Source organism: Pseudarthrobacter xylosi, from assembly GCF_055412765.1.
The window spans coordinates 487,224-511,738 of sequence record NZ_JBVAYT010000002.1 but is presented as its reverse complement, the minus strand read 5'-3'; the positions used below and the strand labels follow the sequence as shown (position 1 = coordinate 511,738).

Below are 24,515 nucleotides of genomic sequence, written 5' to 3'. Positions count from 1 at the left end.
GCTGAAACGGTGACCCGCCTCATCCTCGCCTCCCAGTCCCCCGCCCGCACCAAGCTCCTGACCGACGCCGGCATCCGGCACTCCGTGCTGGTCTCCGACGTGGACGAGGACGAGGTCCAGGCACGCTACGGCGTCACGGATCCGCACGATACCGCGCTGCTGCTGGCACGCGCCAAAGCCGAGGCGGTGGCCGCGTTGCCGGAAGCCGAGGGCGCGCTGGTCATCGGCTGCGACTCCGTCTTCGAGTTCGACGGCGAGGCGCACGGCAAGCCGTACACGGCCGCCGTCGCCCGCGAACGGATGCTCCGAATGAGCGGCAACAGCGGGGTCCTGCACACCGGGCACTGGCTGGTGGACTGCCGCGCGACGGCAGCCGATGACGAACCGGCCGCCGCGGAAGGGACCGAGGCAGCGCCCGACGCCGGCATCACGGCCCTGGGATCCGGCGCCACGCTCGGGGCGGTCGCCTCAGCCGAGGTCCACTTCACGGACATGGATCCCGAAGAGATCGACGCGTACATCGCCACCGGCGAACCGCTGCACTGCGCCGGCTCCTTCACCATTGACGGCCTGGGCGGCGCGTTCATCCTGAAGGTGGACGGGGACCCGCACGCCGTTGTGGGCCTGTCAGTCTCCACGCTGCGCAGTCTCCTCGGGCACGCAAACGTACGCATCACGGAGCGGTGGTCCGCCGAATAATTCCGGCGATTTTCCGGCCAGTTGTAGGTTCCCTACAAAGCCGTGCCCGTTTACACGCGGAAACCGCAAGTAATATCGGCGGAACCCACAAAATCGCGCTAGGCTCCCTGAAGGAAAGAAGGAGACGCCTTGTCAGCAAATTTGGAGCAGTCCGCTAGTCCCGTGCAGTCGAACCTCACCAAGGTGCTGATCGCAAACCGGGGCGAAATCGCCGTGCGCATCATCCGCGCGGCACGCGACGAAGGCATTGCCTCCGTGGCCGTCTACGCCGATCCGGACCGCGACGCGCTCCATGTCAGGCTTGCCGACGAGGCCTACTCCCTGGGTGGCAACACCGCCGCGGAGTCCTACCTGGTGATGGATAAGATCATCGACGTCGCCCGCCAGTCCGGCGCCGACGGCATCCATCCCGGTTACGGCTTCCTCGCCGAAAACGCCGAGTTCGCTGCCAAGGTCATTGACGCCGGGATCACCTGGATCGGCCCTTCCCCTGCCGCCATTTCCGCGTTGGGCGACAAAGTCCAGGCCCGGCACATCGCCGAGAAGGTCGGCGCGCCCCAGGTCCCCGGCACCGCCGATCCTGTGCAGTCTGCCGAGGAAATCCTCGAGTTCGTGGACAAGTTCGGCTTGCCGGTGGCCATCAAGGCAGCCTTCGGCGGCGGCGGACGCGGCATCAAAGTGGCCCGCACCCGCGAAGAAATCCCGGAGCTCTTCGAGTCAGCCGTCCGTGAGGCCATCGCAGCCTTCGGCCGCGGCGAATGCTTCATTGAGCGCTTCCTGGACGCCCCGCGCCACGTCGAGACGCAGTGCCTCGCGGACGCCCACGGCAACGTCGTGGTCATCTCCACGCGTGACTGCTCGCTGCAGCGCCGCAACCAAAAGCTCGTTGAAGAAGCACCGGCACCGTTCCTCACCGAGGAGCAGAACCGCCGCCTGTACGAATCCTCCAAGGCGATCCTGAAGGAAGCCGGTTACCTCGGCGCCGGAACCTGCGAGTTCCTGGTGGGCCAGGACGGCACCATCTCCTTCCTCGAGGTCAACACCCGCCTGCAGGTGGAGCACTGTGTCTCCGAGGAAGTCACGGGCATCGACCTGGTCCGCGAACAGTTCAGGCTGGCTCGCGGCGAGGAGCTCGGCTACGGCGATCCTGAGGTCCGCGGCCACTCGTTCGAATTCCGCATCACCGGCGAGGACCCGGGCCGCAACTTCATGCCCGCCCCCGGGACTATCACCACCCTGAAGAACCCCACCGGCCCTGGCATCCGGATCGATTCCGGCGTGGAGGAGGGCGATGTCATCAGCGGCAACTTCGACTCGATGCTCTCCAAGCTGATCGTCACCGGCGCCACCCGAGCCCAGGCCCTGCAGCGTTCCCGGCGCGCCCTGGAGGAAATGGTGGTGGGAGGCATCCCCACCGTTATCCCCTTCGACCTCGCCGTTGTATCGGACCCCGCCTTTGCGCCCGAGGAAGGGCCGTTCAGCATCCACACCCGCTGGATTGAAACCGAATTCGTCAACAACATCCCTGCCTGGACGCCGGACGGAACCGCTGACGCCGGCGGCGACGCCGGTGAACGCCAGCGTGTGGTGGTTGAAGTAGGCGGCAAGCGCCTCGAGGTTGTCCTGCCTGCCTCCCTGGGTTCGATCGGGGCGGGTTCCGCCGCCGGGTCCGGAGCTAAGTCGGGCAAGTCCAAGAAGCGCGTCCGTTCAGGCGGTGCGGCCGCGGCCGCCGCCGGGGACGCGCTGACCTCCCCGATGCAGGGCACCATCGTCAAGGTTGCCGTGGCCAACGGCGACGTTGTGGCCGAGGGCGACCTTGTGGTTGTGCTCGAAGCGATGAAGATGGAACAGCCCCTGACCGCTCACCGTTCCGGAACCATCACCGGACTCAGCGCAGCGGCCGGTGAGACGGTTTCGGCCGGCGCCGTTATCGCCACGATCGAAGACTAGACCCTGCCGGAGGCACCCCATGCTTGCACCCAGTTTTGAAGAAGAAGTAGACCGCTACCACCTGGCGGTTCCGGAAATCACCCGCGGGAATCCCGGTGCCGTCAAGGACCTGTATTCCAGGCTCGACGACGTCACGCTGGCCAACCCGTTCGGCGGCATCGCACGCGGTTGGGCCCAGGTGGAGGCCCGGCTGGACCAGGCGTCCCGCCAGTTCCACGACGGCGAGATGCTCGGGTTCGACACCATCACGTCCTACACCGCACGTGACACGGCCTTCCTGGTGGAAACGGAACACTTCCGGGCCCGCCTGGAGAGCGCCGCGGCGCCGGAGGAATTCGCGCTTCGCGTGACCAGCATCTTCCGGCGCGAAGAAGGCTACTGGAAGCTGGTCCACCGCCACGCGGATCCGGCCGCACAGCCGCAGTCCCGGCGATCGCTCGCGCAGCCGGCCGGCCACTGACATCAGTGCCGGTGCCGTTTTCCGTCATGATTTGCACGCCGGCGTCGGACAGCGCTCTGGCGCTGGCTGCACTCTGGCGCTGGGCTGAAGCCAACGGCACACTTAGCGTGTGAAGCCTTTCCTGCTCCTGGCCTCCCGGGCCGAAGATGCCGCCGCTGACGACGAGTACGCCGCGTACCTGAGGTATGGCGGCCTGGCACCGGAACAGCTCCGGCGCGTCCGGCTTGAGGCCGCTCCCCTGCCGCACCTGGACCTGGCCGACTACTCGGGCGTGATCGTGGGCGGCAGTCCCTTCACGTCCAGCGACCCGGCAGAGAAGAAGAGCGACACCCAGCACCGGGTGGAGCGTGAGCTTGCCGGGCTGCTGGACCGGATCGTCGCTGAAGACTTCCCGTTCCTTGGCGCCTGTTACGGGGTTGGGACGCTGGGAAGGCACCAGGGCGCCCTCATCGACAGGACCTTCGGCGAACAGTTGGGCGGGGTGGAAATCGAGCTTACGCAGGAAGGGCTCGCGGATCCGCTCCTGCGCGGGATGCCGCGCCGCTTCACCGCCTTCACCGGACACAAGGAGGCCTGCACTAAATTGCCGTCCCACGCCGTGCTGCTGGCATCCTCCCGGGCTTGCCCCGTCCACATGTTCCGGATCAAGCAGAACATGTACGCCACGCAGTTCCACCCGGAGCTGGACGCGGAGGGCCTGGTCACCAGGATCGACATCTACCGGCACGCCGGCTACTTCCCGCCGGAGTCCGCCGAGGAACTCATGGCGGACGCGCGGCGGTTCACAGCCACGGAGCCCATGAAGATCCTGGCGAATTTCGTGGAGCGCTACGCCAGCTGAGCCTGCGCACGGGTGGCGGGCGCCGCCGTCGTACGTTCCACTGTGTCCTGCGCAGGTGCGCCTCCCCCGGACACAGCAATGCCCGGCGCGCTCCCCGGAATTTCGGGGAACACGCCGGGCAGTTCTGTCAGCAACCGGGCTGGAACGCCCGACGGCGGAGCGTCAGGCTACGTTGTTCTCGTAGTCCAGGTCGCGGGTTTCCTTGCTCACGAACAGCGCGATCAGCGTCAGCACCGACATCGCGGTCAGGTAGACACCCACCAGGACCGGGCTGCCGTCAGCCAGCTCCCACAGCGCCACGGCAATGAACGGGGCCACCGCAGCACCCAGGATGCTGGACACGTTGTAACTGACGGCGGAGCCCGTGTAGCGCACATTGGTGGGGAACAGTTCCGGCAGCAGCGCACCCATAGGACCGAAGGTGAGTCCCATCAGCGAGAAGCCGATGATCAGCAGCGCCATGGTGCCCACGAAGCCGCCGCTGAACAGCGGAACGAACAGCAGGCCAAAGACGAAGATGCCGCCGGTAACAGCCAGCAGCATCTTGCGGCGGCCGTACTTCTCCGCCAGCGGTCCGGAAACCAGGGTGAAGATGCCGAAGAAGACGACGCCGGCAATGAGCATCCAGAGGAAGTCGTTGCGGGTGAAGCCCAGGCCGGGAACAAACGCGGCGGCGGCTGCCTCGGACATCGGCTTGCCGGCCTTCTCGGCGGCAGCCTTGGCTGCATCCAGGCTGGAGGCGCGGGTGCCGTAAGTCAGCGTGAACGTGGTCATCAGGTAGAAGAGCACGTACGTGGCGAGCATGATGAACGTGCCGAGGATGAGCGGACGCCAGCTGGTGTTGAAGACCCGGGCCAGCGGCAGCTTGGCCACCTCATTGGATTCGAGCACCTTGGTGAAGGCCGGGGTTTCGATCAGCTTGAGTCGGACATAGAGGCCGATGATCACCATAACGGCGCTGAGCAGGAACGGCACGCGCCAGCCCCAGGCCAGGAAGTCCGCCGGCGTCAGCGCGTAGCTGGCCACCAGGAAGATCACGTTGGCGATAATGAAGCCGATGGGCGCACCCAGCTGCGGGAACGTGCCGTAGATGGCGCGCTTGTTGGCCGGGGCGTTTTCGGTGGCCAGCAGGGCCGCGCCGCTCCATTCGCCGCCAAGGGCAAGGCCCTGGGCGAAGCGCATGACCACCAGCAGTGCCGGGGCCCAGAACTGCCAGCCCGGGACAAGCGCCGTGGGCAGGCAGCCGATCAGGAAGGTGGCAATGCCCATAGTCAGCAGCGAGGCCACCAAGGTGCCCTTGCGGCCGAACTTATCGCCGAAGTGGCCAAAGACGATGGATCCCAGCGGGCGGGCCACAAAGGCCACCCCGAAGACAGCGAAGGAGCTGAGCAGCTGGGTGGTCTCGTTCTGGTTGGGGAAGAACAGGGACGGGAAGACCAGCACAGCGGCGGTCGCATAGACGTAGAAATCGTAGAACTCAACGGTGGTGCCGATCAGGCTGGCCACAATCACGCGGCCGCGTGAGTTCACCGCCTTGGGGGATTCTGACTCCGCGGTGGTTTGACTGGATGACATATGAACACTTTCCTGAGGACCGGCCGGGCCCGGTAAGGTCCGGCATGCAGTAGTTAGAGTTCAATATTAGTTCCGGCCGTCCAGTCAATGGACAAAAGGTCCACCATGCGGACCTGTGGGATATGTCCCATCCTTCGGTACGTTAACTCTCCTCACGCCGCCGGCGGGCTGCCGATAGGCAAATGTCACAGCGCGTTAACAAACCGCGACCGTCCACGAAACGCACCTTCTCTACCTTGGAAGAACAACATCCCCCATGAGGAGGTCCACCGTGACTGTTGACCGCAGCGCAAATGCCGGCCCCGGCAATTCCGTAGATATTGACACCGACCCGCTGCACGGAGGCATGTCCTCATCCGCCAGCGCTCAGCCCTCCACCGGGACAACCGACGCCCCGGCCCTTGAATTCCGTCCCGGCCGCTGGATCGCCAACTGGAACGCCGAGAACAAAGAGCAGTGGGAGTCTGGCGGCCGGGCCATCGCCCGCCGCAACCTGAACTGGTCCATCTTCGCCGAGTTCCTCGGTTTCGTGGTCTGGCAGCTCTGGTCCATCGTGGTGGTCCAGCTCCCCGCTGCAGGCTTCACGTTCAGCACCTCGGAAATCTTCTGGCTGATCTCGATGCCCAGCCTGGTAGGCGCCACGCTCCGCATCCCCTACACCTTTATGGTTCCCCGCTTCGGCGGCCGGAACTGGACCATCGTGTCCGCGCTGCTGCTCCTGATCCCCTCCGTCGGTTTGGGACTCTGCGTCTCCAACCCGGAAACCCCGTTCGGTGTCATGCTCTTCGTGGCAGCACTCGCAGGCTTCGGCGGCGGCAACTTCGCCAGCTCCATGGCCAACATCACGTTCTTCTACCCGGCCCGGGAAAAGGGCTGGGCCCTTGGCCTGAACGCTGCCGGCGGCAATATGGGTGCCGCCGTCGCACAGCTCGCCGTCCCGATTGTGATCACCCTGCTTGCCGTCGGCAGCGTCAACCTGCCCATGGCCGGCTGGATGTGGATCCCCTTCATCCTGATCGCCGCGTTCGGTGCCTGGAAGTACATGGACAACCTCACCAGCGCCAAGGGTGATGTGGCCGGTTCGGTCGCAGCACTGAAAGAACCGCACCTGTGGATCATGGCACTGCTGTACATCGGTACCTTCGGTTCGTTCATCGGTTTCGCCGGCGTGTTCCCCAAGCTCATCAAGGACTACTTCCCGGCGTTCTCCTCCATCGGAGTCGGCACCGTGGCACTCTCGCTGGCCTTCCTCGGCCCGCTGGTCGGCTCGCTGGCCCGCCCCTACGGCGGACGCATGGCGGACCGCATGGGCGGCGCCCGGATGACTGTCGCAGCGTTTGCCGCCATGGCCGTTATCACCCTGACCATGATCTGGACCCTGCCGCTGAAGAACTTCTGGCTCTTCCTGGTCCTGTTCCTGATGCTCTTCACCGCCAGCGGCTTCGGCAACGGGGCAACCTACCGGATGATCCCCATCATCTTCGCCACGTCCAGCCGGGCAGCAATGTCCGGTGCCAGCACGGTCCAAACCCAGCGGCTCGCGTCCTCGGCCCTCGGCCTCATCTCGGCCATCGGCGCCTACGGCGGCTTCGTTATCCCGCAGGTGCTGAACGCCTCCAACACCGCCAGCGGCTCCTACACCCCGGCCTTCTACGGTTTCGTCGGAGCCTACGTCGTCATGCTGGCGGTCTGCTGGTTCTTCTACATCCGCAACGCCAACCGAAACGCGATGGGACACGTCTAACATGACCAAAAGCGCCGACACGCACTGCCCTTACTGCGCCCTGCAGTGCGCCATGACGCTCACGTCACCAGCGGAACTGACCCCGGCTTCCGAGCCGGGGTCAGTCCCCGTGCCGGCTGAATCCGCAGCGCTGGCCGCTGCGGATGCCACCCTGAAAGCCCCCCTCCTCGAAGTCAGCGGACGCGATTTCCCCACCAACCGGGGCGGCCTCTGCCGCAAAGGCTGGACGTCAGCCACGCTCCTTAACCACCCCGGACGGGTCACCGAACCGCTCCTCAAGGGCTCCGACGGCGTCCACCGCCCCATCGGCTGGGACCAGGCCCTGGCGCTGGTCACCACCGCCGTGAAGGACACCCAGGCACGCTACGGCAAGGACGCCGTCGGGGTTTTCGGCGGCGGCGGCCTCACCAACGAGAAGGCCTACATGCTGGGCAAGTTCGCCCGCCTGGCACTGGGCACCTCACGCATCGACTACAACGGCCGCTTCTGCATGTCCTCCGCCGCGGCCGCCGGGATGCGCGCGTTCGGCCTGGACCGCGGCCTCCCGTTCCCGCTTACGGACCTGGACACGGCCAGCACCATCCTGATGCTCGGCTCCAACGTGGCCGAAACCATGCCGCCGTTCGTGCAGCACCTCCAGGGCGCGCGCGACGCCGGCGGGCTGATCGTGGTGGATCCCCGCCGTTCAGCCACGGCAAAGTTCACGGCCGACGGCGGCGGCCTTCACCTCCAGCCCCTTCCGGGCACGGACCTCACCCTCCTGCTGGGGCTCTCGCACGTGATCATTCACGAAGGCTTGGCAGACGAAGACTTCATCGCAACACGCACCACCGGCTATGACGCCGTGGTCCGCAGCGTCAACTCTTTCTGGCCCGAGCGCGTCCAGTCCCTCACCGGCGTCCCGGCGGAGCTCATCCGGGAAACCGCCCGCAGGCTCGCCGACGGCGCAGGCAAGGGCGGCAGTTACATCCTCACCGGCCGCGGCGTGGAACAGCACGTGGACGGCACAGACACCGCCACCGCTGCGATCAACCTTTCCCTGCTGTTGGGCCTTCCCGGCTCACGCCGCAGCGGCTACGGCACCCTCACCGGCCAGGGCAACGGCCAGGGCGGCCGCGAGCACGGCCAGAAGGCCGACCAGCTCCCCGGCTACCGCAAGATCACCGACCCCGCCGCCCGCGCCCACATGGCCGGCGTCTGGGGCGTCCCGGAGGAAACCATTCCCGGGCCCGGACTGCCCGCCGTCCAGTTGCTGAAGTCGCTGGGACAGCCCGACGGCGTCCGGTGCCTTTTTGTGCACGCCTCCAATATCGCCGTGGCCTCCCCGGACGCGAACGCCGTCATCGCCGGGCTCCGCAGCCTGGACTTCCTGGTGGTCTGCGACTTCTTTATGTCCGAGACCGCCGCCGAGGCCGATCTCATCCTCCCGGTCCTGCAGTGGGCCGAGGAGGAAGGCACGCTCACCAACCTGGAGGGACGCGTCCTCCGCCGCCGCCGGGCCCTGCAGCCGCCCGCCGGCGCACGGAGCGAACTGTGGATCATGGCCCGGCTCGCCGAAGCGCTTGAAGCCCCGTCCACATACAGCGAGGATCCGGAAACGGTCTTTGAGGAACTGCGCCTGGCTTCGGCCGGCGGGCACGCCGACTACTCCGGCATTGACTACGCCATGCTGGACCGCGGCGAAGCCGCCTACTGGCCCTACCCCGCGGGGAGCACCGGCACGCCCCGGCTCTTCCTGGATGCGTTCGCCCACGCCGGCGGCAAGGCGGTCATGACCCCGGTGACGCCCCGCCGTCGTCGTACGCCCGAGGCCAATCCGGACCCGGCGGCAAAAACCATGACCCTCATCACCGGCCGCCTGCTGGAGCACTATCAGTCCGGGGCGCAGACCCGGCGGGTATCCGAGCTGTTGGCCACCCAGCCCGAGGCGAAAATGCAGATCCACCCCGCTGCTGCGGCCGCCATGGGCATCACCGAGGGTGCGTTTGTCTCGGTGGCCAATGAACGCGGCGAGGTTTTCTGCCGGGCGGAACTCAGCACCGAGATCCGTCCCGAAACCGTCTTCCTGCCGTTCCATTTTCCGGAACTCGAAAGCGCCAACCGCCTCACCGAGGCGGCAACGGATCCCATTTCCGGGATGCCCGAATTCAAGTTCAACAAGGTGTGGGTCCGGGCGGTCGCAACCGGACTTCAGAACAGTGTTCTTCAGACATCGGAGGCCTCATGAGTGAGCAGATTGTCGTTGTTGGTTTCGGTCCCGTGGCTGCCCGCCTGATCGATGAGCTGCTGCCCGCAGTCCGCGACGGGCACGTCAGCCTGACTGTGGTGGGCGAGGAGGCCGAGGCCGCGTACAACCGTGTGCTGGTGGCGGATCTGGGGGTCGGCCGCACCACTGCCGAGGCGCTGGCGCTGTCCGACGCGGCAGCCCTGGCCGCCGACGGCGTGGACGTCCGGCTTGGCGTCCGGGTCCGCCGCGTGGACCGCGCCCGCCAGCAGGTGCTCCTCACGGACGGCACGTCCGCCCACTATGAGCGGCTGGTCTTCGCCACCGGTTCCCGGCCGGTCATCCCCAACCTGACCGGCATCAACCCGGACCCCGCCTCCCCCGTCCTCCCGGCAGGTGTGACCGCGCTCCGCGACCTTCGCGACGCTGCGGTCCTGCGCGCAGCGGTCGACGGCGGCAAACGCGTGGTGGTGCTGGGCGGCGGTGTGCTGGGCCTTGAAACTGCCCTCGCAGCGGCCGAGGAAGGCGCCACCGTCACGGTGGTGCACAACGGGCCGCACCCGCTGGGCCGCAACATCGACCGCGGCGGCGGAGCGGTCCTCGCGGCCAGCCTGCGCCGGTGCGGCGTCCGGATGGCCGGCAACGCACGGTCCACCGGCGTGGAACACAACGCGCCCGACGGCGGGTTCTCGGCGCTGCTGCTCAATGACGGTTCGGCGATCGACGGCGATCTCCTGGTCCTCTCCTGCGGTGTCCGTCCCCGGACCGAGCTCGCCGAAGGCTGCGGCCTGTCCACGGGCACCGGCATCCTGGTGGACCACCGGCTGCGGGCCCACCACGAGCCGCACATCTTCGCGATCGGCGACTGCGCCGAGGTCCGCTGCCCGGACCCCGCCTGCGGTGAGTGCCGCACGGCAAAGGGCCCGTCCGGCCTGGTGGGTCCCGGCTGGCGGCAGGCCGAATGGCTGGCCGAATACCTGACCCTGCTGGCCTCCGGCACACAGGAGGACGCCGACGCGCTGCAGGAACTGCCCCAGGAACAGGCCGGCGTCATTGTGCTCAAGGCCCGCGGCATGAACATGGCTGTGGCCGGTGACAACGGCGCCGAGCCGTGGGATGAGGAGGCGCTCACCGCGGGTGCCGTGAACGGCCGGCCGCGGCTGCAGATCGCCCAGTGGGCCGATCCGGAACACGGCCGCTACGTCAAGATGACCACCCGCGGCGGAGTGCTGGAAGGCCTGGTGTCCGTGGGCATGCCGCGGACCGCCGCCGAGCTCGTAGGCCTGTTTGAGCGCGGCGCGGAACTCCCGGCCGACAGGTCCCTGCTGCTGCGCCTGGACGGTCCGGACCAGCTGGCCGCTCCCGGTCCCGCCGATCCTGCGGGAACGGTATGCCGCTGCGCCGGAGTCAGCGGCACCAAGATCCAGGGTGCCGTGGAGGACGGCTGCTCCACGGTGGCCGAGGTGTCCAAGGCAACCCGCGCCGGCACCGGCTGCGGCGGCTGCCACGAGGACATCAAGGGGCTCATCGAAAAACACTTCCAGGCGGCTCCCGCCGCCTGAAAATGCCGTTGGTTGAGCCCGGGCCCACGGCCGCAGGGTCCCCTGGCCGAGCTTGCGAGGTTAGGGAGCGGTTGGGGACGAAACCGGAAACCCGGAGTTGTGCTCGTAACGCGAATCGGGCCGGAGGCTTGCGGCAGGTAGCATCGGGGCCATGAATGCCGACGAAGAAGACGACATCACCGAAGACCTTCTGGCCGACGCCGGGAAACTGACGGGACTGAGCCTGGAACTGCTGGGCCTTGACCCGCACCCGGAGGACATGACTCCGGAACAGCGGCTGCAGTTCGAGCCCGAAGACCTGGAAGAAATGGCCGCAGTCTCGCCGGAAGACCGGAAAACAGCTGTGAGCCAGACACTCCTGCTGGCAGGACTCCTGTGGAACTCGTCGGGCGTTCTCGTAGACCAGCTCTTCCGCGATCTGGGGACCCTGACCGCCCTGGATGTGGTTACTCCGTCGGACGTCGCCGGTACCTCTGTGCTGTCCTCGCTGCCGCCTCAGTTCGCCGCCAGTTACGACGCGACGTTCACCCGGAAGTTCCTCGTGGTCGCTTCCGACGTGACGGCATCGCTGGTCCGCGGCTGGACAGCCCCCGGATGCCTCGCGGCCGAACTCGCCGTCCGCTGCCTGCTCGATCAGGCGGAAATCACCGAGGACATCTATGAACTCGATCTCCCCGAAGACTGGCGGGCACAGGTCGAGGACATCCTGTTGGAAGAAGCCGAGAGTCCAGCTCTCTACTCCGACAGCCCCGACCTTCCGGAAATCGGCGCCAACAAGCTGAGTATCGAGGGCTGGTTCACCCCGTTTACGGCCGGGAGCACGGTCCCGCCCTACGCCCTCGCTTAGGCGTTGAGCCCGCGAATCCGGGCGGTCCTTAGGCCGGGGCCTTGGGGATCATGATCCACAGCGCGATGTAGACCAGCTCGCCGATCCCCACCAGGCCAAAGATCACAAAGCCAAGCCTGACCAGGAACTTCGGGAGCCCGAACCGGGCTGACAGCGCGGCACAAACGCCGCCGATGATTTTTCCGCTGCGTGGCCGCTCAAGTGCTGTAGTCATGCGGCCACGCTACCCGAGATTGCCGGTAGTTGGGCATGATCCCCCGGGATTCGCTCCCCAACCACCGGGCAACCTACATGTGGACGTGCAGGCGCCGCGCGGCTTCCGAGATGGACCCGCTCAGCGACGGGTACACCGTAAAGGTGTTGGCTACGTCGTCGACGTGGAGCTTCTGGGTGACCGCAAGGGAGATGGCGAAAATCAGCTCGGAAGCGTTCGGCCCCACCACAACACCGCCAATCACGGTGCCGGAGCCCTTACGGGCGAAGATCTTGACGAAGCCGTCCTTGTGATTGCGCATTTTGGCGCGGGCATTGCTCTTGAGCGAGAGCTTGACGATGTCGCCCTGGTATTTGCCGGACTGGATCTCGGCTTCGGAGACGCCCACGTTCGCGATCTCGGGTGAGGTGAAGATGTTGGACGCCACCTGGTGAAGCTTGAGCGGCATAACGCTGTCGCCCAGGAAATGGGCGATCGCGATCCGGCCCTGCATTGCGGCAACCGAGGCCAACGCCAGTACACCGGTGCAGTCGCCGGCGGCGTAGATGTTCGGCGCCGTGGTGCGGGAGACGCCGTCGACCTTTATATGGCCGCTCTCGGTGAGGGCCACGCCGGCCTCTTCAAGGCCGATGCCGGCGGTGTTCGGGATGGACCCCACGCAGACCAGGCAGTGGCTGCCGGTGACTTTCGATCCGTCACCAAGGGTGACCACCACGCCGTCGTCGGTCCGCTCGACGGTCTCAGCGCGGGCGCGGGACAGGACCCGCACACCACGGCGCTCGAAGACTTCCTCCAGCACCTCCGCGGCGTCAGTGTCCGAGCCGGGCAGCACCCGGTCCCGGCTGGAAATCAGGGTGACTTTGGAGCCCAGGCCGTTGTAGGCGGAGGCGAACTCGGCACCGGTCACGCCGGAGCCCACCACAATCAGTTCCTCGGGAAGCTCGTCAAGGTTGTAGATCTGCGCCCAGTTCAGGATGCGTTCGCCGTCCGGCCGCGCCGTGGGCAGCTCGCGGGGGTGCGCGCCGACGGCCAGCAGAATGGTGTCCGCTTCCACGATTTCGGTGCCGTCAGCGGTCAGCACTTCGATGGTGTGGTTGTCCAGGAGCCGGCCGGAACCCAGCAGGATGCGGACGTTCTGGTGCTCCAGCCCCGTGGAGATGTCGGTTGACTGTTGGCGGGCCAGGCCCAGCAGGCGGTCGTTGATGTGTTTGAGATCGGCGCGCATCGCCGGCACAAAGTCGCCGCCGTCGACGTCGAACTTCACTCCCAGCTCGCCCGCCTCACCGACGCGGGTCATCAGATCCGCCGTCGCGATCAGGGTCTTGGAAGGCACGACGTCGGTCAGCACGGCCGAGCCGCCCATACCCGCGCGTTCGATGATGGTGACCTGCGCTCCCAGCGAGGCAGCGACCATAGCGGCTTCGTATCCGCCGGGGCCACCTCCGAGGATTGCGATCCGGGGTGAGCTGAAATCAGGGTGCGTAGTCACAATCAACTATTCTCCCGCATCTGCACAGGGACCACCAATAAAAGAGTGGCCCGTCACGATGCGGGCCGCGGCCCGGAGTGACTCCGTTGCCACTGTGCACAGCAGCAACGGCACGATAACTTGTACCAGTGAGTAATACAGATTTCCAGAACATGGACCCCTTCGCCGCCGCGCGCTCCGCCGCTGACTACATCGCCCAGGAGACCGGGGTGGACAGCCACGATGTCGCCCTCGTCCTGGGCTCAGGCTGGGCCGAAGCCGCCGACCTCATCGGCGAGACCACCGCCACCCTGACCGCTGATACCGTCCCGGGCTTCCATGCCCCGGCCGTGGAAGGTCACGTGGGCACCATCCGCTCCGTCCTGACCAAAGAGGGCAAACGTGCGCTGGTCCTGGGTGCGCGGACGCACTACTACGAGGGCAAAGGCGTCCGCGCCGTGGTCCACGGCATCCGCACAGCCGCGGCCGCCGGCTGCAAGACCCTGGTCCTCACCAACGGCTGCGGAGGACTGAACGAAAACTGGACGCCGGGCACCCCGGTGCTCATCAAAGATCACATCAACCTCACCGCCGCGTCCCCGCTGGAAGGCGCAACGTTCGTTGACCTGACAGATCTTTACAGCTCGCGCATCCGTGCCCTCGCCCGTGAAGTGGACGCCTCGCTGGAGGAAGGCGTCTATGCCCAGTTCAGCGGGCCGCATTACGAAACGCCGGCGGAGGTCCAGTACGCCAAACGGATCGGCGCGGACCTGGTGGGCATGTCCACCGCATTGGAAGCGATCGCCGGCCGCCACGCAGGCATGGAAGTGTTCGGAATTTCGTTGGTCACCAACCTCGCGGCCGGCATCAGTGCCATGCCGCTCAGCCACCAGGAAGTCATCGAGTCAGGCCAGGCAGCCGGACCGCGGATCTCCAAACTGCTGGCGGGCATCATCGCCAAGCTTTAGGTCAACGCGGGGTCACTTAGCGCCCGTCCGAGGCCTTCCAGCGGGCGCTAAGTGACCCCGCGTTGCCGATGGATTGGTCAGGATTTGGTGCCCACGAGCTGCAGGACGGTGGCCTCCCTGGCCTCGGGAAACCGCTGCTCGATGGACTGGGCGATCCCGGCAATGCTCTGCCGGGACAGCTCAGTCCGCCAGGTGACTTCGGCGTGGCGCATGGTCTGCGAGATAAGGCACGTGCGGGCGTAGTCGGCATCCATGCTCCCGCCCGGGGCGTCCTTGGCGATGCCTTCGCACCGGAAGGCATGGTCATTCCCTTCGATGGCGAGGACCACGTCGAGGACGGAAATCCGGTCAGGACGCCTGGCCAGCGAGAAGCCGCCCCGCGGACCGGACACCGATGTCAGGATCCCGGCCCGCACCAGCGCTTGGAGCTGTTTGTTCAGGTATGCGGCGGGAAGCTTGTAGAACTCAGCCAGCCGTGCACTGCTGACGGCCTCGCCCGGCGCGGTCCAGGACATGTTGACGCAGCTATGCAGCCCCCACTCGACCCCCTGCCCCAGTTTCATATTCGCGACATTACTTGTCCAGAAAATTTCCTGCAAGGATTTCGCTGTTTTCCCCTGTCACAGGCGAGTGTTCAGGCACAGTTCCTGAAGCAATGACGATAGCGTTGACCGCATGACGTCCCCCGATGCCGCTTCCTTGTTCAGCCAAGCCCGCGAATGGGCGGCCAAAGATCCGGATCCCGCCACAGCCGCAGACCTCACAGATCTGCTGCGACTCGCGGAGGAGGGCTCCCCCGCAGCGTCACAGGAGCTGGCCGACAGCTTCAGCGGCACCCTGCAGTTCGGCACCGCAGGCCTCCGCGCCGCCCTGGGCGCCGGGCCGAACCGGATGAACCGTGTGGTGGTGCGTCGCGCCGCCGCCGGTTTCGCCGACTTCCTGGTTGCGGCGGTGGGTGCGGCCTCACCCGGCACCCGGCCACGCGCCGTCGTCGGCTATGACGCCCGCTATAACTCCGACATCTTCGCCGAGGAAACAGCGGCCATCTTCACGGCCGCCGGGATTGAAACCTTCCTGATGCCGTCCGCGCTGCCCACCCCGCTGCTCGCTTTCGCCGTGCGTGCCCTCGATTGCGACGGCGGCGTGATGGTGACTGCCAGCCACAATCCGCCGCAGGACAACGGCTACAAGGTGTACCTGGGCCGTCATGCTGTGGAGGACAGCGGCCGCGGAGCGCAGATCGTGGCGCCCTACGACGCCCGGATCGCCGCGCGGATCGATGCCGTGGGCGCACTGGAATCCATCACCCTTGCCGCGGACGGCTGGACGGTCCTGGGCCCGTCGGTGGCGGCGGATTATGAACGCGCGACGGCGGCACTCGCCGATGCGGCCCGCTTCCCGTCCCGTGACCTGCGGATTGTCCTGACGCCCATGCATGGCGTCGGCGGCGAAACTGCCGTGGCCGTCCTGACTGCTGCCGGCTTTGCCGATGTCACCCTGGTGGCCGAACAGGCTGAGCCCGATCCCGACTTTCCCACGGTGAACTTTCCCAATCCGGAAGAACCCGGTGCGCTGGACCTGGCCCTGGAGACTGCCGTTCGCGTCGACGCCGATATTGTCCTGGCCAACGACCCGGATGCGGACCGCGCTGCCGTGGCGGCGAAGGATCCTGACACCGGCGCGTGGCGCATGCTCCGGGGCGACGAGGTAGGTGCGCTGCTGGGAGCACACATTGTGACCCGGCGGGCGGCCGGCACTGACGGCGCATCGGGCAGTGCTGACGAAACCGCCAGTGGTGCGGGTGCCGGCGTCTTCGCCAATTCGATTGTCTCCTCGCGGCTGCTCTCCCGCATCGCCGCCGCGGCCGGATACGAGCATGAGGAAACGCTCACCGGGTTCAAATGGATTTCCCGGGTGCCGGGGCTGGTCTACGGTTACGAGGAAGCCCTGGGGTATTGCGTTGCACCGGGTCTGGTCCGGGACAAGGACGGAATCTCTGCCGCGGTCCTCATTGCGGAAATGGCTGCCGCCGCCAAGGCGGACGGAAAAACCATCTTCGACACCCTGGACGAGCTCTACCTTCAGCACGGGCTCCACGCCAGCGACCAGCTGAGCATCCGGGTGGCGGATCTGGGCCTGCTGGATGCCATGATGAACCGGCTCCGGGTGAGCCCGCCCGATTCGTTCGGGTCCTCAGCCGTTGAAACACTTGTGGACCTGGCCGAAGGGAGCGAGCACCTGCCGCCCACCGACGGCCTGCTGTATCTGACCCGGGACGAAACCCGGGTCATCATCCGGCCCAGCGGCACCGAGCCCAAGCTCAAGTGCTACCTGGAGGTCATCCTCCCGGTTGAGTCGGCGGCCGAACTGCCGGAAGCCCGGCAGGCAGCCCGGACCGCCCTCGACAATGTGCTCAGCGACGTCCGCGAGGCCCTCGGGCTCTAGCGGGACACTAAACCTCGACTTCGACGAAACCGTCGGAAATGCGGGTGCTGAACGTTTCCAGGCGCACCGCGGCGGTTCCGAAACATTCACCGGTTTCCAGGTCGTAGACCTCTTTGTGCAGCGGCGAAGCGATGGTGGGGCGCGTGCCGCGTGAACCCAGAATGCCGCGTGCCATCACGTGGGCGCCGGTGGCCGGATCTTCGTGGGCCACTGCAAAAACCTCGCTGGGCCCGGTCCGGAAGAGTGCCACCTGGCGGCCCGAAATGAGTGCTGCTTCGCCCCAGGCAAGCTCAAGCTCGTCCACGGCGCAGACCCGGTGCCAGGTAGCGGTGTCGGCGGCGAGCGCCCCAAGTTCCAGTGTTGCCGTCATGTCCGGCTCCTCTCCCCGTGTTTGATTGGCCACCTCTATGGCCGTACTAAACAACTTAGGGAACGGGTGTTTCAAAGGCGTGCAGTGAATGTGTCCGGCGCGTAAAAGAGACCTCACCCGATCGGAAACGCGTTCGTGATGCAGAAGTTAAGCCTACGAAACAAAAGGGAAACTGAAGCGAAACTGCGGCTACCTAGTCTGAATGGACACACCTCGTCAGAGAAAGCCGCAGAACACCGTCTGCGGCGCATGCGAAAGGCCCACAGTGACCGAACAGACTTCACGCCAGACGGCACCGCGCCGGATCGTCGTCGCCGGTGGCGGCCCTGCTGCCCACCGCTTCGCCGATGCCATGCACACCCGGGGCCTTGAGGGCTGGGACGTCACGGTCCTCACGGAAGAAGCCCACCTCCCCTACGACCGGGTGGCGCTCTCCAAGGCACTGACGGATAGCAGTGTGGACCTCACCTTGGGTTCTGCCTCAATGTGGGATCACGCTTCCCTGTCATTGAAGACCGGCGAGCGCGTGGTCAAGATCAATGCCCAGGCGAAGACGGTTGAGACCGCCGCCGGCAGCACCTTTGAATACGACGACCTGGTGGTCGCCACGGGATCGAATGCCGCACGCCTGCCCATCCCCGGTGCCGAGCACACGCACGTCTACCGCACGCTCGAAGACGTCTGGGCCATCAACGAGGCCATTACCGGGCTCACGGAGAAGCTGGGCCGCAAGGTCAACGCCGTCACTATCGGTGGAGGCCTCCTCGGACTCGAATCGGCCGCCGGCACGGAGCAACTGGGCGCCAACCCGATCGTCATCGACGGATCGCAGTGGTTGATGGCCACACAGCTGGACGAAGGCGCTGGCCAGGCAATGGGCCGGCTCATCAAGGCCAAAGGCTTCGCGGTCCACGGTGGCGTGTTCCCTTCGGAAGTATTGTCCGACGACGACGGCCAGGTCACCGGTGTCCTCATGGCAGACGGCCGCATCATCGACGCCGACCTCGTGATCGTCGCCATCGGCGTCCGGCCGCGCGATGAACTCTTCCGCGCAGCTGAAGGGGAAGAGCAGGTGTTCAGCCTGGGCCAGCGCGGCGGCGTGGTCATCAACGACTTCTGCGCCACCGAGGTGGAAGGCATCTGGGCCATCGGTGAGGTCGCCAACTACGGTGGCATGTGCCTGGGCCTCGTTGCGCCGGCCAACACCATGGCGGAGATCGTGGCAGACCGTCTCCACGGCGGCCAGGCCACGTTCCCCGGCTTCGACACTGCCACCAAGCTCAAGCTCTCCGGCGTGGACGTTGCCAGCTTCGGAGACGGGTTCGCCAAGACCGAGCACTCGCTCGAGATCGTCTATGCCGACCCCGCCCGCGGCGTCTACCAGAAGATCGTCACCACCGATGATGCCAAGACCCTGCTCGGCGGCATCTTCGTGGGCGACGCATCCCCCTACATGAGCCTGCGCCCGCTCCTCGGCCGCGAACTCAGCGCCGAGCCCGGCGCTTACTTGAGCGCGGCAGGCGGCGGCGACGCTCCGGATTCTGAACTGCCGGACGACGCCATCCTGTGTTCCTGCAACAACGTGTCTGCTGGCACCATCCGCGACACCGTCAACGGCTGCGGCGCCTGCGACGGCAACGCCCCCGTCCAGGAGCTCGGCGAGCTCAAGGGCTGCACCCGCGCAGGCACCAGCTGCGGTTCCTGTGTGCCGATGCTCAAGAAGCTGCTGGAGACTGAACTCACCAAGTCCGGCGTCGAAGTCTCCAAGGCACTCTGCGAACACATCGAACTGTCCCGCCAGGAACTCTTCGACGCCATCCGCGTCCTGGAACTGACCTCCTTCGAAGAGATCATGGCCAAATACGGCACGGGCGCCGGGTGCGACATCTGCAAGCCCACCATTGCCAACATCCTGGCCAGCCAGAACAGCGCCTACGTCCTGGACGCCGGCCGCGGCACCCTGCAGGACACCAACGACCGTGCCCTCGCCAACATGCAAAAGGACGGCACCTACTCGGTGGTCCCCCGCATCGCCGGCGGCGAAATCACCCCCAAGAAGCTCGGCGTCATCGCCGCCGTGGCCGAGAAGTACAACCTGTACACCAAGATCACCGGCGGCCAGCGGATCGACATGTTCGGTGCCCGGCTGGAAGAGTTGCCGGAAATCTGGAAGGAACTGGTGGACGCCGGCTTCGAATCCGGCCAGGCGTACGGCAAGAGCCTGCGCACCGTGAAGTCCTGCGTCGGCTCCACCTGGTGCCGCTTCGGGGTCCAGGATTCGGTGGCCATGGCCATCCAGCTTGAGCTCCGGTACCGCGGCCTCCGCAGCCCGCACAAGCTCAAGATGGGCGTCTCCGGCTGCGCCCGCGAATGCGCCGAGGCCCGCGGCAAGGACGTCGGCGTGATCGCCACGGCAGACGGCTGGAACCTATACGTCGGCGGCAACGGCGGCGCCACCCCGGCCCACGCCCAGCTGCTGGCCAAGGACCTCGACGACGAAACCCTGATCAAGTACATCGACCGCTACTTTATGTACTACATCCGCACCGCCGACCGCCTGCAGCGCACCGCGCGCTGGCAGGAAGAGCTCGACGGCGGCATCAAGCACGTCGAGGACGTGGTGGTCAAGGACACCCTGGGCATCGCCGAGGAGCTCGAAGCCGCCATGGCTAAGCACGTTGACACCTACGTGGACGAATGGGCGGACACCCTCACGGACCCCGAGCGCCTGCGCAGGTTCCGTTCCTTCGTCAACGCCCCTGACCAGAAGGATGACTCCATCACCTTCGTCTCCGACGAGCGTGGCCAGATGCGCCCTGCCACTCCGGAGGAAAAGGCCCGCGCCAGCGAACAGCCGGTCCTGATCGGAGCCTCCATCCCCATGCGGCCCCGCGCCGAGAACGAGGTATAGCCATGCAGCTCAGCATCGATCTCACTGGCCGCGAAGTCCTGATCACCGGCTCCGACCACGCGGCCCGCCAGGCGGTCCGCCGCTACGAGGCCGCGGGCGCCGTCGTCTACCGCCTCAGCACCCCTGCGGGAGCAGCGCATGACGGCCCGCTCCCCGAGCGTCCCTTCCTGGTCGCAGCGGTCGACGACGGTCAGACCGGCTGGGAGTCCCTGCTCGAGCGCTGCGACGCCACCGGCATCCCGGTGGCGGCCGAGCCGGCCGCCGGACCGGTGGGCCATGTCACCCTGGTGGGCGGCGGGCCGGGCACCACGGAACTGCTGACGGTCGCCGCCGTGAAAGCCCTTCGCGATGCTGACGTGGTGTTCTTCGACCGGCTGGCTCCCTGCCAGGACCTGCCGGACCTGACCTCCGCCGAGCTGGTGGATGTGGGCAAGAAGCCCGGCCACCACAAGGTGGGCCAGGCCGACATCGAGAAGCTGATGGTCGAAAGCGCCCTCGCCGGCAACAACGTGGTCCGTCTCAAGGGCGGTGACCCCTACGTCTTTGGCCGCGGCGGCGAGGAAGTGGCCTCCTGCGTGGCGGCGGGCGTGCCCGTCCGTGTCATCTCCGGTGTCACCAGCGCGATCTCCGTGCCGGCGGCCGCCGGCATCCCCGTCACCCACCGCGAGGTCAGCCACATGTTCACCGTGGTCTCCGGCCACGCGCCGCTGACCGAAAAGGAACACACCCACCTGGCCGGACTGGGCGGCACCATTGTGGTCCTGATGGGCATCGGCACCCTGCACCAGCTCGCCGCCGGACTCCGTAAAGCCGGCATGCGCCCCGACATGCCCATGGCCGTCGTCGAACGCGGTTACCGCCCCGGCCAGCGCACCACCATCGCGGACCTGGGCACCATCACCTCCGCCGCTGCCGGGTGCAGCAATCCCGCTGTGCTGGTCATTGGCGAGGTGGTTCGCGTGGCAGAAGCCAACCGCGGCCATGCTGAGGCCGCCGCAGACCTCGACCGCCTGGCGGCCTCGCTGCTCGGTTCATGAAAGGATTGACCCCCATGAACGCACTGGCACCAGCTGAACCTGCCCAGCTTGAAGAGACGCCCGGGCCGGAGGCAGCTGACTCCCCGCTGGAGGGCTTCCGCATCGGAGTCACCTCGCACAGGCGCTCCCGGGACCTTATCGAGGCCCTGGAACGGCGCGGCGCGGAAGTTCTGCACGCGCCAGCACTCAAGATCGCCCCGGTGCAGGAAGACATCCGCCTGATCGAGGACACGAAGGCCATCATCGACGCGCGCCCGGACTTGTGCATCGCCACCACGGCGTACGGCATGCGACGCTGGTGCGAAGCTGCCGATTCCTTTGGGATCGGTGAGCAGCTGCTGGAAACCCTCGGCGCATGCCGGATGTTCGTTCGCGGCCCCAAAGCCCGTGGCGCCGTCCGCGCGGCCGGACTGGCCGACGTCGGAATCAGCAGCGACGAAACCACCGCAACGCTGGTGGATATGCTGCTCGCCGAAGGCGTGCGCGGCAAGACCGTAGCCGTGCAGCTGCACGGCTACACGGATGTCCGGCAGCTGGAACGGCTCCGCATGTCCGGCGCCACCGTCCTGACGGTCACCCCTTACCGCTGGGTAAAGCCCGACGGCGAAGACCGGCTTCCGCGCCTCATTGAGGCTGTGTGCAGTGGCAACCTGGACGTCCTCACCTTCACCAGCGCCCCCGCGGTCGATGCTGTGTGGAGCACCGCCCACGAAATGGGCGTCTACAAACAGCTCATCGAAAGCCTGAAAACCAACGTCACCACGGCAGTGGTGGGGCCAGTCACGGCCCAGCCCCTGCTCGATGCCGGTATCTCACCGCTTATTCCGGAGCGGTTCCGGATGGGTGCCCTCATCCGGCTGGTGTGCGAGCACCTCGCCCTGAACCACGTGCGGCGGCTGGACACCGCATCCGGCAACCTTGAGCTGCGGGGACGCAGCCTGCGGGTAGACGGAGCGCAGGTCGAGTTGGCGCCTGCACCGCTGCTGCTGCTGCGTGCCCTGTTGGGAGCAGGTGGCGCGGTACTCTCCCGGGAATCGCTGTCGGAGCTGCTCGAGCTCAAGGGCTCGGTCCACGCCCTGGACATGACGGTCAGCCGCCTGCGGTCATCGCTGCCGGACGGCCGCCTGGTGGAGACTGTGGTTAAGCGGGGTTACCGGATCCGCGTCTAGTGACGCGGGCTCCGGCCGCCTTTGTGTCATTGCGGAGCGCAGTGAGAAGTGCGTCACAGGTTTTGTTACCGGCCGGTGAACGTTGGCGAACAAAGGGCTTTTTCCCAGCAACAGCGGGGAAACACGCCTGAAAAGCCCGCCGCCTACGCTGGGATTCATCACGAATTCCCGGCCGCTCCTGCGGCCGCCAGCGAAAGGGCCAGCACATGTCCGCTCCGGCACCGTCCACCTCAGTTTCCCAGGCTCCGCGCATCGTCATTGCCGGAGCAGGGCCCGCCGCACAGGCGCTGGTCCGCCAGCTGGACGGTGCACGCTTCCGCGGCACGGTCACCGTCCTCAGCAACCGGGACGACGCTCCCGCTGAACTCCTTGACCTCGCAGAGCTGCCCCAGGTATCAGTCCGCTTCGGCCAGCCAGCCAGCTTCATCGACACGGAGAACCGTTCCGTCACCACCGCCGACGGTATGGAACTGAGCTACGACGAACTGGTCATCGCCACCGGGTCAGCGCCCGTCGCGTCCCCCGTAGCGGGCGCCGGCCGCTGCCTGAGCTACTCCACAATCGACGACGCCGCCAGGATCGGCGACGCCGTGAAGGAAGTAACGCGGGAACTGGGCAGGCGGCCACTGGGGATCCTCGTGGGAACCGGCGCGGCAGCGGGCCAGGCCGAAGCGGTGCTGCGTGCCCGCGGCGTCCGGCCCATCCGCACAACTGTCCGGCCGGCCGCCGTGGTGCACTCCATCGCCGGCTCGGGCCTGACCGCCTCCGGGGTTGTCTTCGAAGACGGCAGCAGCATGAACGGGGACCTCGTTGTCCTGGCCGAAGAGCGGGTTTCCCGCGATGGACTCGCCGCCAGCGCCGGACTCGCCACCGCCCCCAACGGCGGAATCGCCATCAACAAGGACTTCAAGACGTCGGTCGCCGGCGTCTGGGCCATCGGCGACGCCGCCGCGTTCGACGGCGTGCGGCTGGGACTCTTGGTCGCAGCGGCCTCTGCCGCTGGCGCCTGCGCCGCGCAGCTGATGACCGCTACATCAGCTGCGGAAGGTGTGGCTGCGGAACAACGCGTTGCCGTGGCTGCCTGACCTCCTGCTCACAGCAACGCGGGGTCACATCCGGCCCAATATGGCAGGTTTTTTGGGCCGGATGTGACCCCGCGTTGGCCTGGTCTGCTGGCCCATGGAGGATGCGGCTGTGACAGGATGGTCACCTGAACAGCCACGCACCACGTGGCTCCGGCGGCCCACAAGGCCACATGGAAAGGACCATCATGAGCAACGCAGCCACTCCTGTCGACCAGACTGGAGCCGGTACGGTCTCAGCGTCAGGCAACATCGCCTCCTACATCGACCACACACTCCTCAAGCCCGAGGCCAGCGAAGCGGAAATCCTCAAAGTGTGTGCCGAGGCCGCTGAGTACCACTTCAAGTCAGTCTGCGTGAACCCCCTCTGGGTCAAGACAGTCAAGACCGCGCTCAAGGGGTCCGGTGTTCTGACGTGCTCGGTGATCGGCTTTCCCATGGGTGCCACGCCCAGCGACGTGAAGGCCTTTGAAGCCCGCGGCGCAGTCCTGGACGGTGCGGACGAAATCGACATGGTCATCAACATCGCGGCAGCCCGTGCCGGTGACAAGGGCGCGCTGGTGGACGACATCTCCACCGTCGCGGAGGCGGTCCACGCGAGCGGGGCCATCCTGAAGGTCATCATCGAAACCGGGTTGCTCAGCGACGACCAGAAGGTCCTCGCCTGCCAGGCGTCCGTTGAAGCGGGGGCAGACTTCGTCAAGACGTCAACGGGGTTCAATGGCGGGGGTGCCACGGCCGAGGACATCGCCCTGATGCGCCGCACTGTAGGCCCAGATCTCGGCGTCAAGGCGTCCGGCGGCGTACGTTCCCTAGCCGACGCGCAGGCTATGATTGCTGCAGGTGCAACACGTATTGGTGCCAGTTCCGGCATTGCCATCGTCAAGGGTGAACAGGGTTCAGCCAGCTACTGACGCCGGCCCGGAACCGCCACAGTTTGAGCCCCGCG

General features: G+C 66.6%; 20 protein-coding genes. 15 read left to right on the top strand and 5 right to left on the bottom strand.

The features are described from left to right. The first annotated feature begins 9 nt into the window (after window positions 1-9). From ACZY1F_RS06400 to ACZY1F_RS06385, 4 genes are all read left to right on the top strand, one after another. Window positions 10-699, top strand: coding sequence for a Maf family protein (locus ACZY1F_RS06400; RefSeq protein WP_463940908.1), 690 nt, complete (start codon window positions 10-12; stop codon window positions 697-699). Between the two features lie 129 nt (window positions 700-828). Next, entirely contained in the window at window positions 829-2,649 is a 1,821-nt protein-coding gene (locus ACZY1F_RS06395; protein ID WP_463940907.1) for an acetyl/propionyl/methylcrotonyl-CoA carboxylase subunit alpha, read from the top strand. Window positions 2,650-2,668: 19 nt separating this feature from the next. After that, entirely contained in the window at window positions 2,669-3,109 is a 441-nt protein-coding gene (locus tag ACZY1F_RS06390; protein ID WP_463940906.1) for a YybH family protein, read from the top strand. A 109-nt stretch (window positions 3,110-3,218) separates the two neighbouring features. Beyond that, window positions 3,219-3,950, top strand: a complete 732-nt coding sequence (locus ACZY1F_RS06385; protein WP_463940905.1) for a glutamine amidotransferase — start codon at window positions 3,219-3,221, stop codon at window positions 3,948-3,950. Between the two features lie 162 nt (window positions 3,951-4,112). On the opposite strand, the gene ACZY1F_RS06380 is transcribed toward ACZY1F_RS06385, so the two are convergent. Continuing rightward, window positions 4,113-5,525: an MFS transporter gene (locus ACZY1F_RS06380; RefSeq protein WP_463940904.1), complete on the bottom strand. Its 1,413-nt coding sequence runs from the start codon at window positions 5,523-5,525 to the stop codon at window positions 4,113-4,115. A 271-nt stretch (window positions 5,526-5,796) separates the two neighbouring features. On the opposite strand from ACZY1F_RS06380, the gene ACZY1F_RS06375 reads away from it, so the two are divergent. The 4 genes from ACZY1F_RS06375 (at window position 5,797) to ACZY1F_RS06360 (ending at window position 11,902) form a co-directional block, all read left to right on the top strand. Then, the gene (locus ACZY1F_RS06375) at window positions 5,797-7,269 is read left to right on the top strand and encodes an MFS transporter (protein ID WP_463940903.1); all 1,473 of its coding nucleotides are present in this window, start codon (window positions 5,797-5,799) and stop codon (window positions 7,267-7,269) included. Between the two features lies 1 nt (window position 7,270). Further along, complete coding sequence (locus ACZY1F_RS06370; protein ID WP_463940902.1) at window positions 7,271-9,496, top strand: molybdopterin oxidoreductase family protein; 2,226 nt, start codon at window positions 7,271-7,273, stop codon at window positions 9,494-9,496. Beyond that, window positions 9,493-11,055 (top strand): FAD-dependent oxidoreductase, encoded by a 1,563-nt coding sequence (locus ACZY1F_RS06365; protein ID WP_463940901.1) that lies wholly within the window; start codon window positions 9,493-9,495, stop codon window positions 11,053-11,055. The genes ACZY1F_RS06370 and ACZY1F_RS06365 overlap by 4 nt, the downstream gene beginning before the upstream one ends. Before the next feature lie 151 nt (window positions 11,056-11,206). Continuing rightward, window positions 11,207-11,902, top strand: coding sequence for a hypothetical protein (locus tag ACZY1F_RS06360; RefSeq protein ID WP_463940900.1), 696 nt, complete (start codon window positions 11,207-11,209; stop codon window positions 11,900-11,902). A 28-nt stretch (window positions 11,903-11,930) separates the two neighbouring features. On the opposite strand, the gene ACZY1F_RS06355 is transcribed toward ACZY1F_RS06360, so the two are convergent. Beyond that, on the bottom strand, window positions 11,931-12,116 hold the full coding sequence (locus tag ACZY1F_RS06355) for a PspC domain-containing protein (RefSeq protein WP_463940899.1): 186 nt from the start codon (window positions 12,114-12,116) through the stop codon (window positions 11,931-11,933). A gap of 73 nt (window positions 12,117-12,189) precedes the next feature. Further along, a complete protein-coding gene (locus ACZY1F_RS06350; RefSeq protein WP_463940898.1) occupies window positions 12,190-13,605 on the bottom strand; it encodes an NAD(P)H-quinone dehydrogenase in 1,416 nt (471 codons plus the stop codon). Between the two features lie 128 nt (window positions 13,606-13,733). On the opposite strand from ACZY1F_RS06350, the gene ACZY1F_RS06345 reads away from it, so the two are divergent. Next, window positions 13,734-14,552 (top strand): purine-nucleoside phosphorylase, encoded by an 819-nt coding sequence (locus ACZY1F_RS06345; RefSeq protein WP_463940897.1) that lies wholly within the window; start codon window positions 13,734-13,736, stop codon window positions 14,550-14,552. A gap of 77 nt (window positions 14,553-14,629) precedes the next feature. On the opposite strand, the gene ACZY1F_RS06340 is transcribed toward ACZY1F_RS06345, so the two are convergent. Beyond that, window positions 14,630-15,115: an RrF2 family transcriptional regulator gene (locus ACZY1F_RS06340; RefSeq protein WP_463940895.1), complete on the bottom strand. Its 486-nt coding sequence runs from the start codon at window positions 15,113-15,115 to the stop codon at window positions 14,630-14,632. Window positions 15,116-15,227: 112 nt separating this feature from the next. On the opposite strand from ACZY1F_RS06340, the gene ACZY1F_RS06335 reads away from it, so the two are divergent. Further along, a complete protein-coding gene (locus ACZY1F_RS06335; protein ID WP_463940894.1) occupies window positions 15,228-16,997 on the top strand; it encodes a phospho-sugar mutase in 1,770 nt (589 codons plus the stop codon). A gap of 7 nt (window positions 16,998-17,004) precedes the next feature. Here the strand turns inward: ACZY1F_RS06335 and nirD are convergent, their stop codons facing one another. After that, window positions 17,005-17,367: a nitrite reductase small subunit NirD gene (nirD, locus tag ACZY1F_RS06330; RefSeq protein WP_463940892.1), complete on the bottom strand. Its 363-nt coding sequence runs from the start codon at window positions 17,365-17,367 to the stop codon at window positions 17,005-17,007. 265 nt (window positions 17,368-17,632) lie between these two features. Between nirD and nirB the strand changes: the two genes are divergently transcribed. The 5 genes from nirB to deoC all read left to right on the top strand — a co-directional run bounded on the left by nirB (window position 17,633) and on the right by deoC (window position 24,480). Then, window positions 17,633-20,278 carry a nitrite reductase large subunit NirB gene (gene nirB, locus ACZY1F_RS06325; protein WP_463940891.1) on the top strand — a complete coding sequence of 882 codons (2,646 nt, stop codon included), beginning with the start codon at window positions 17,633-17,635 and terminating at the stop codon, window positions 20,276-20,278. 2 nt (window positions 20,279-20,280) lie between these two features. Continuing rightward, window positions 20,281-21,315 carry a uroporphyrinogen-III C-methyltransferase gene (cobA, locus tag ACZY1F_RS06320; RefSeq protein WP_463940890.1) on the top strand — a complete coding sequence of 345 codons (1,035 nt, stop codon included), beginning with the start codon at window positions 20,281-20,283 and terminating at the stop codon, window positions 21,313-21,315. Between the two features lie 14 nt (window positions 21,316-21,329). Next, window positions 21,330-22,484 carry a uroporphyrinogen-III synthase gene (locus ACZY1F_RS06315; RefSeq protein ID WP_463940889.1) on the top strand — a complete coding sequence of 385 codons (1,155 nt, stop codon included), beginning with the start codon at window positions 21,330-21,332 and terminating at the stop codon, window positions 22,482-22,484. Window positions 22,485-22,690: 206 nt separating this feature from the next. Then, on the top strand, window positions 22,691-23,569 hold the full coding sequence (locus ACZY1F_RS06310; RefSeq protein ID WP_463940888.1) for an FAD-dependent oxidoreductase: 879 nt from the start codon (window positions 22,691-22,693) through the stop codon (window positions 23,567-23,569). Between the two features lie 185 nt (window positions 23,570-23,754). Continuing rightward, window positions 23,755-24,480, top strand: a complete 726-nt coding sequence (gene deoC, locus ACZY1F_RS06305) for a deoxyribose-phosphate aldolase (protein WP_463940887.1) — start codon at window positions 23,755-23,757, stop codon at window positions 24,478-24,480. The last annotated feature ends 35 nt before the right edge of the window (window positions 24,481-24,515 follow it).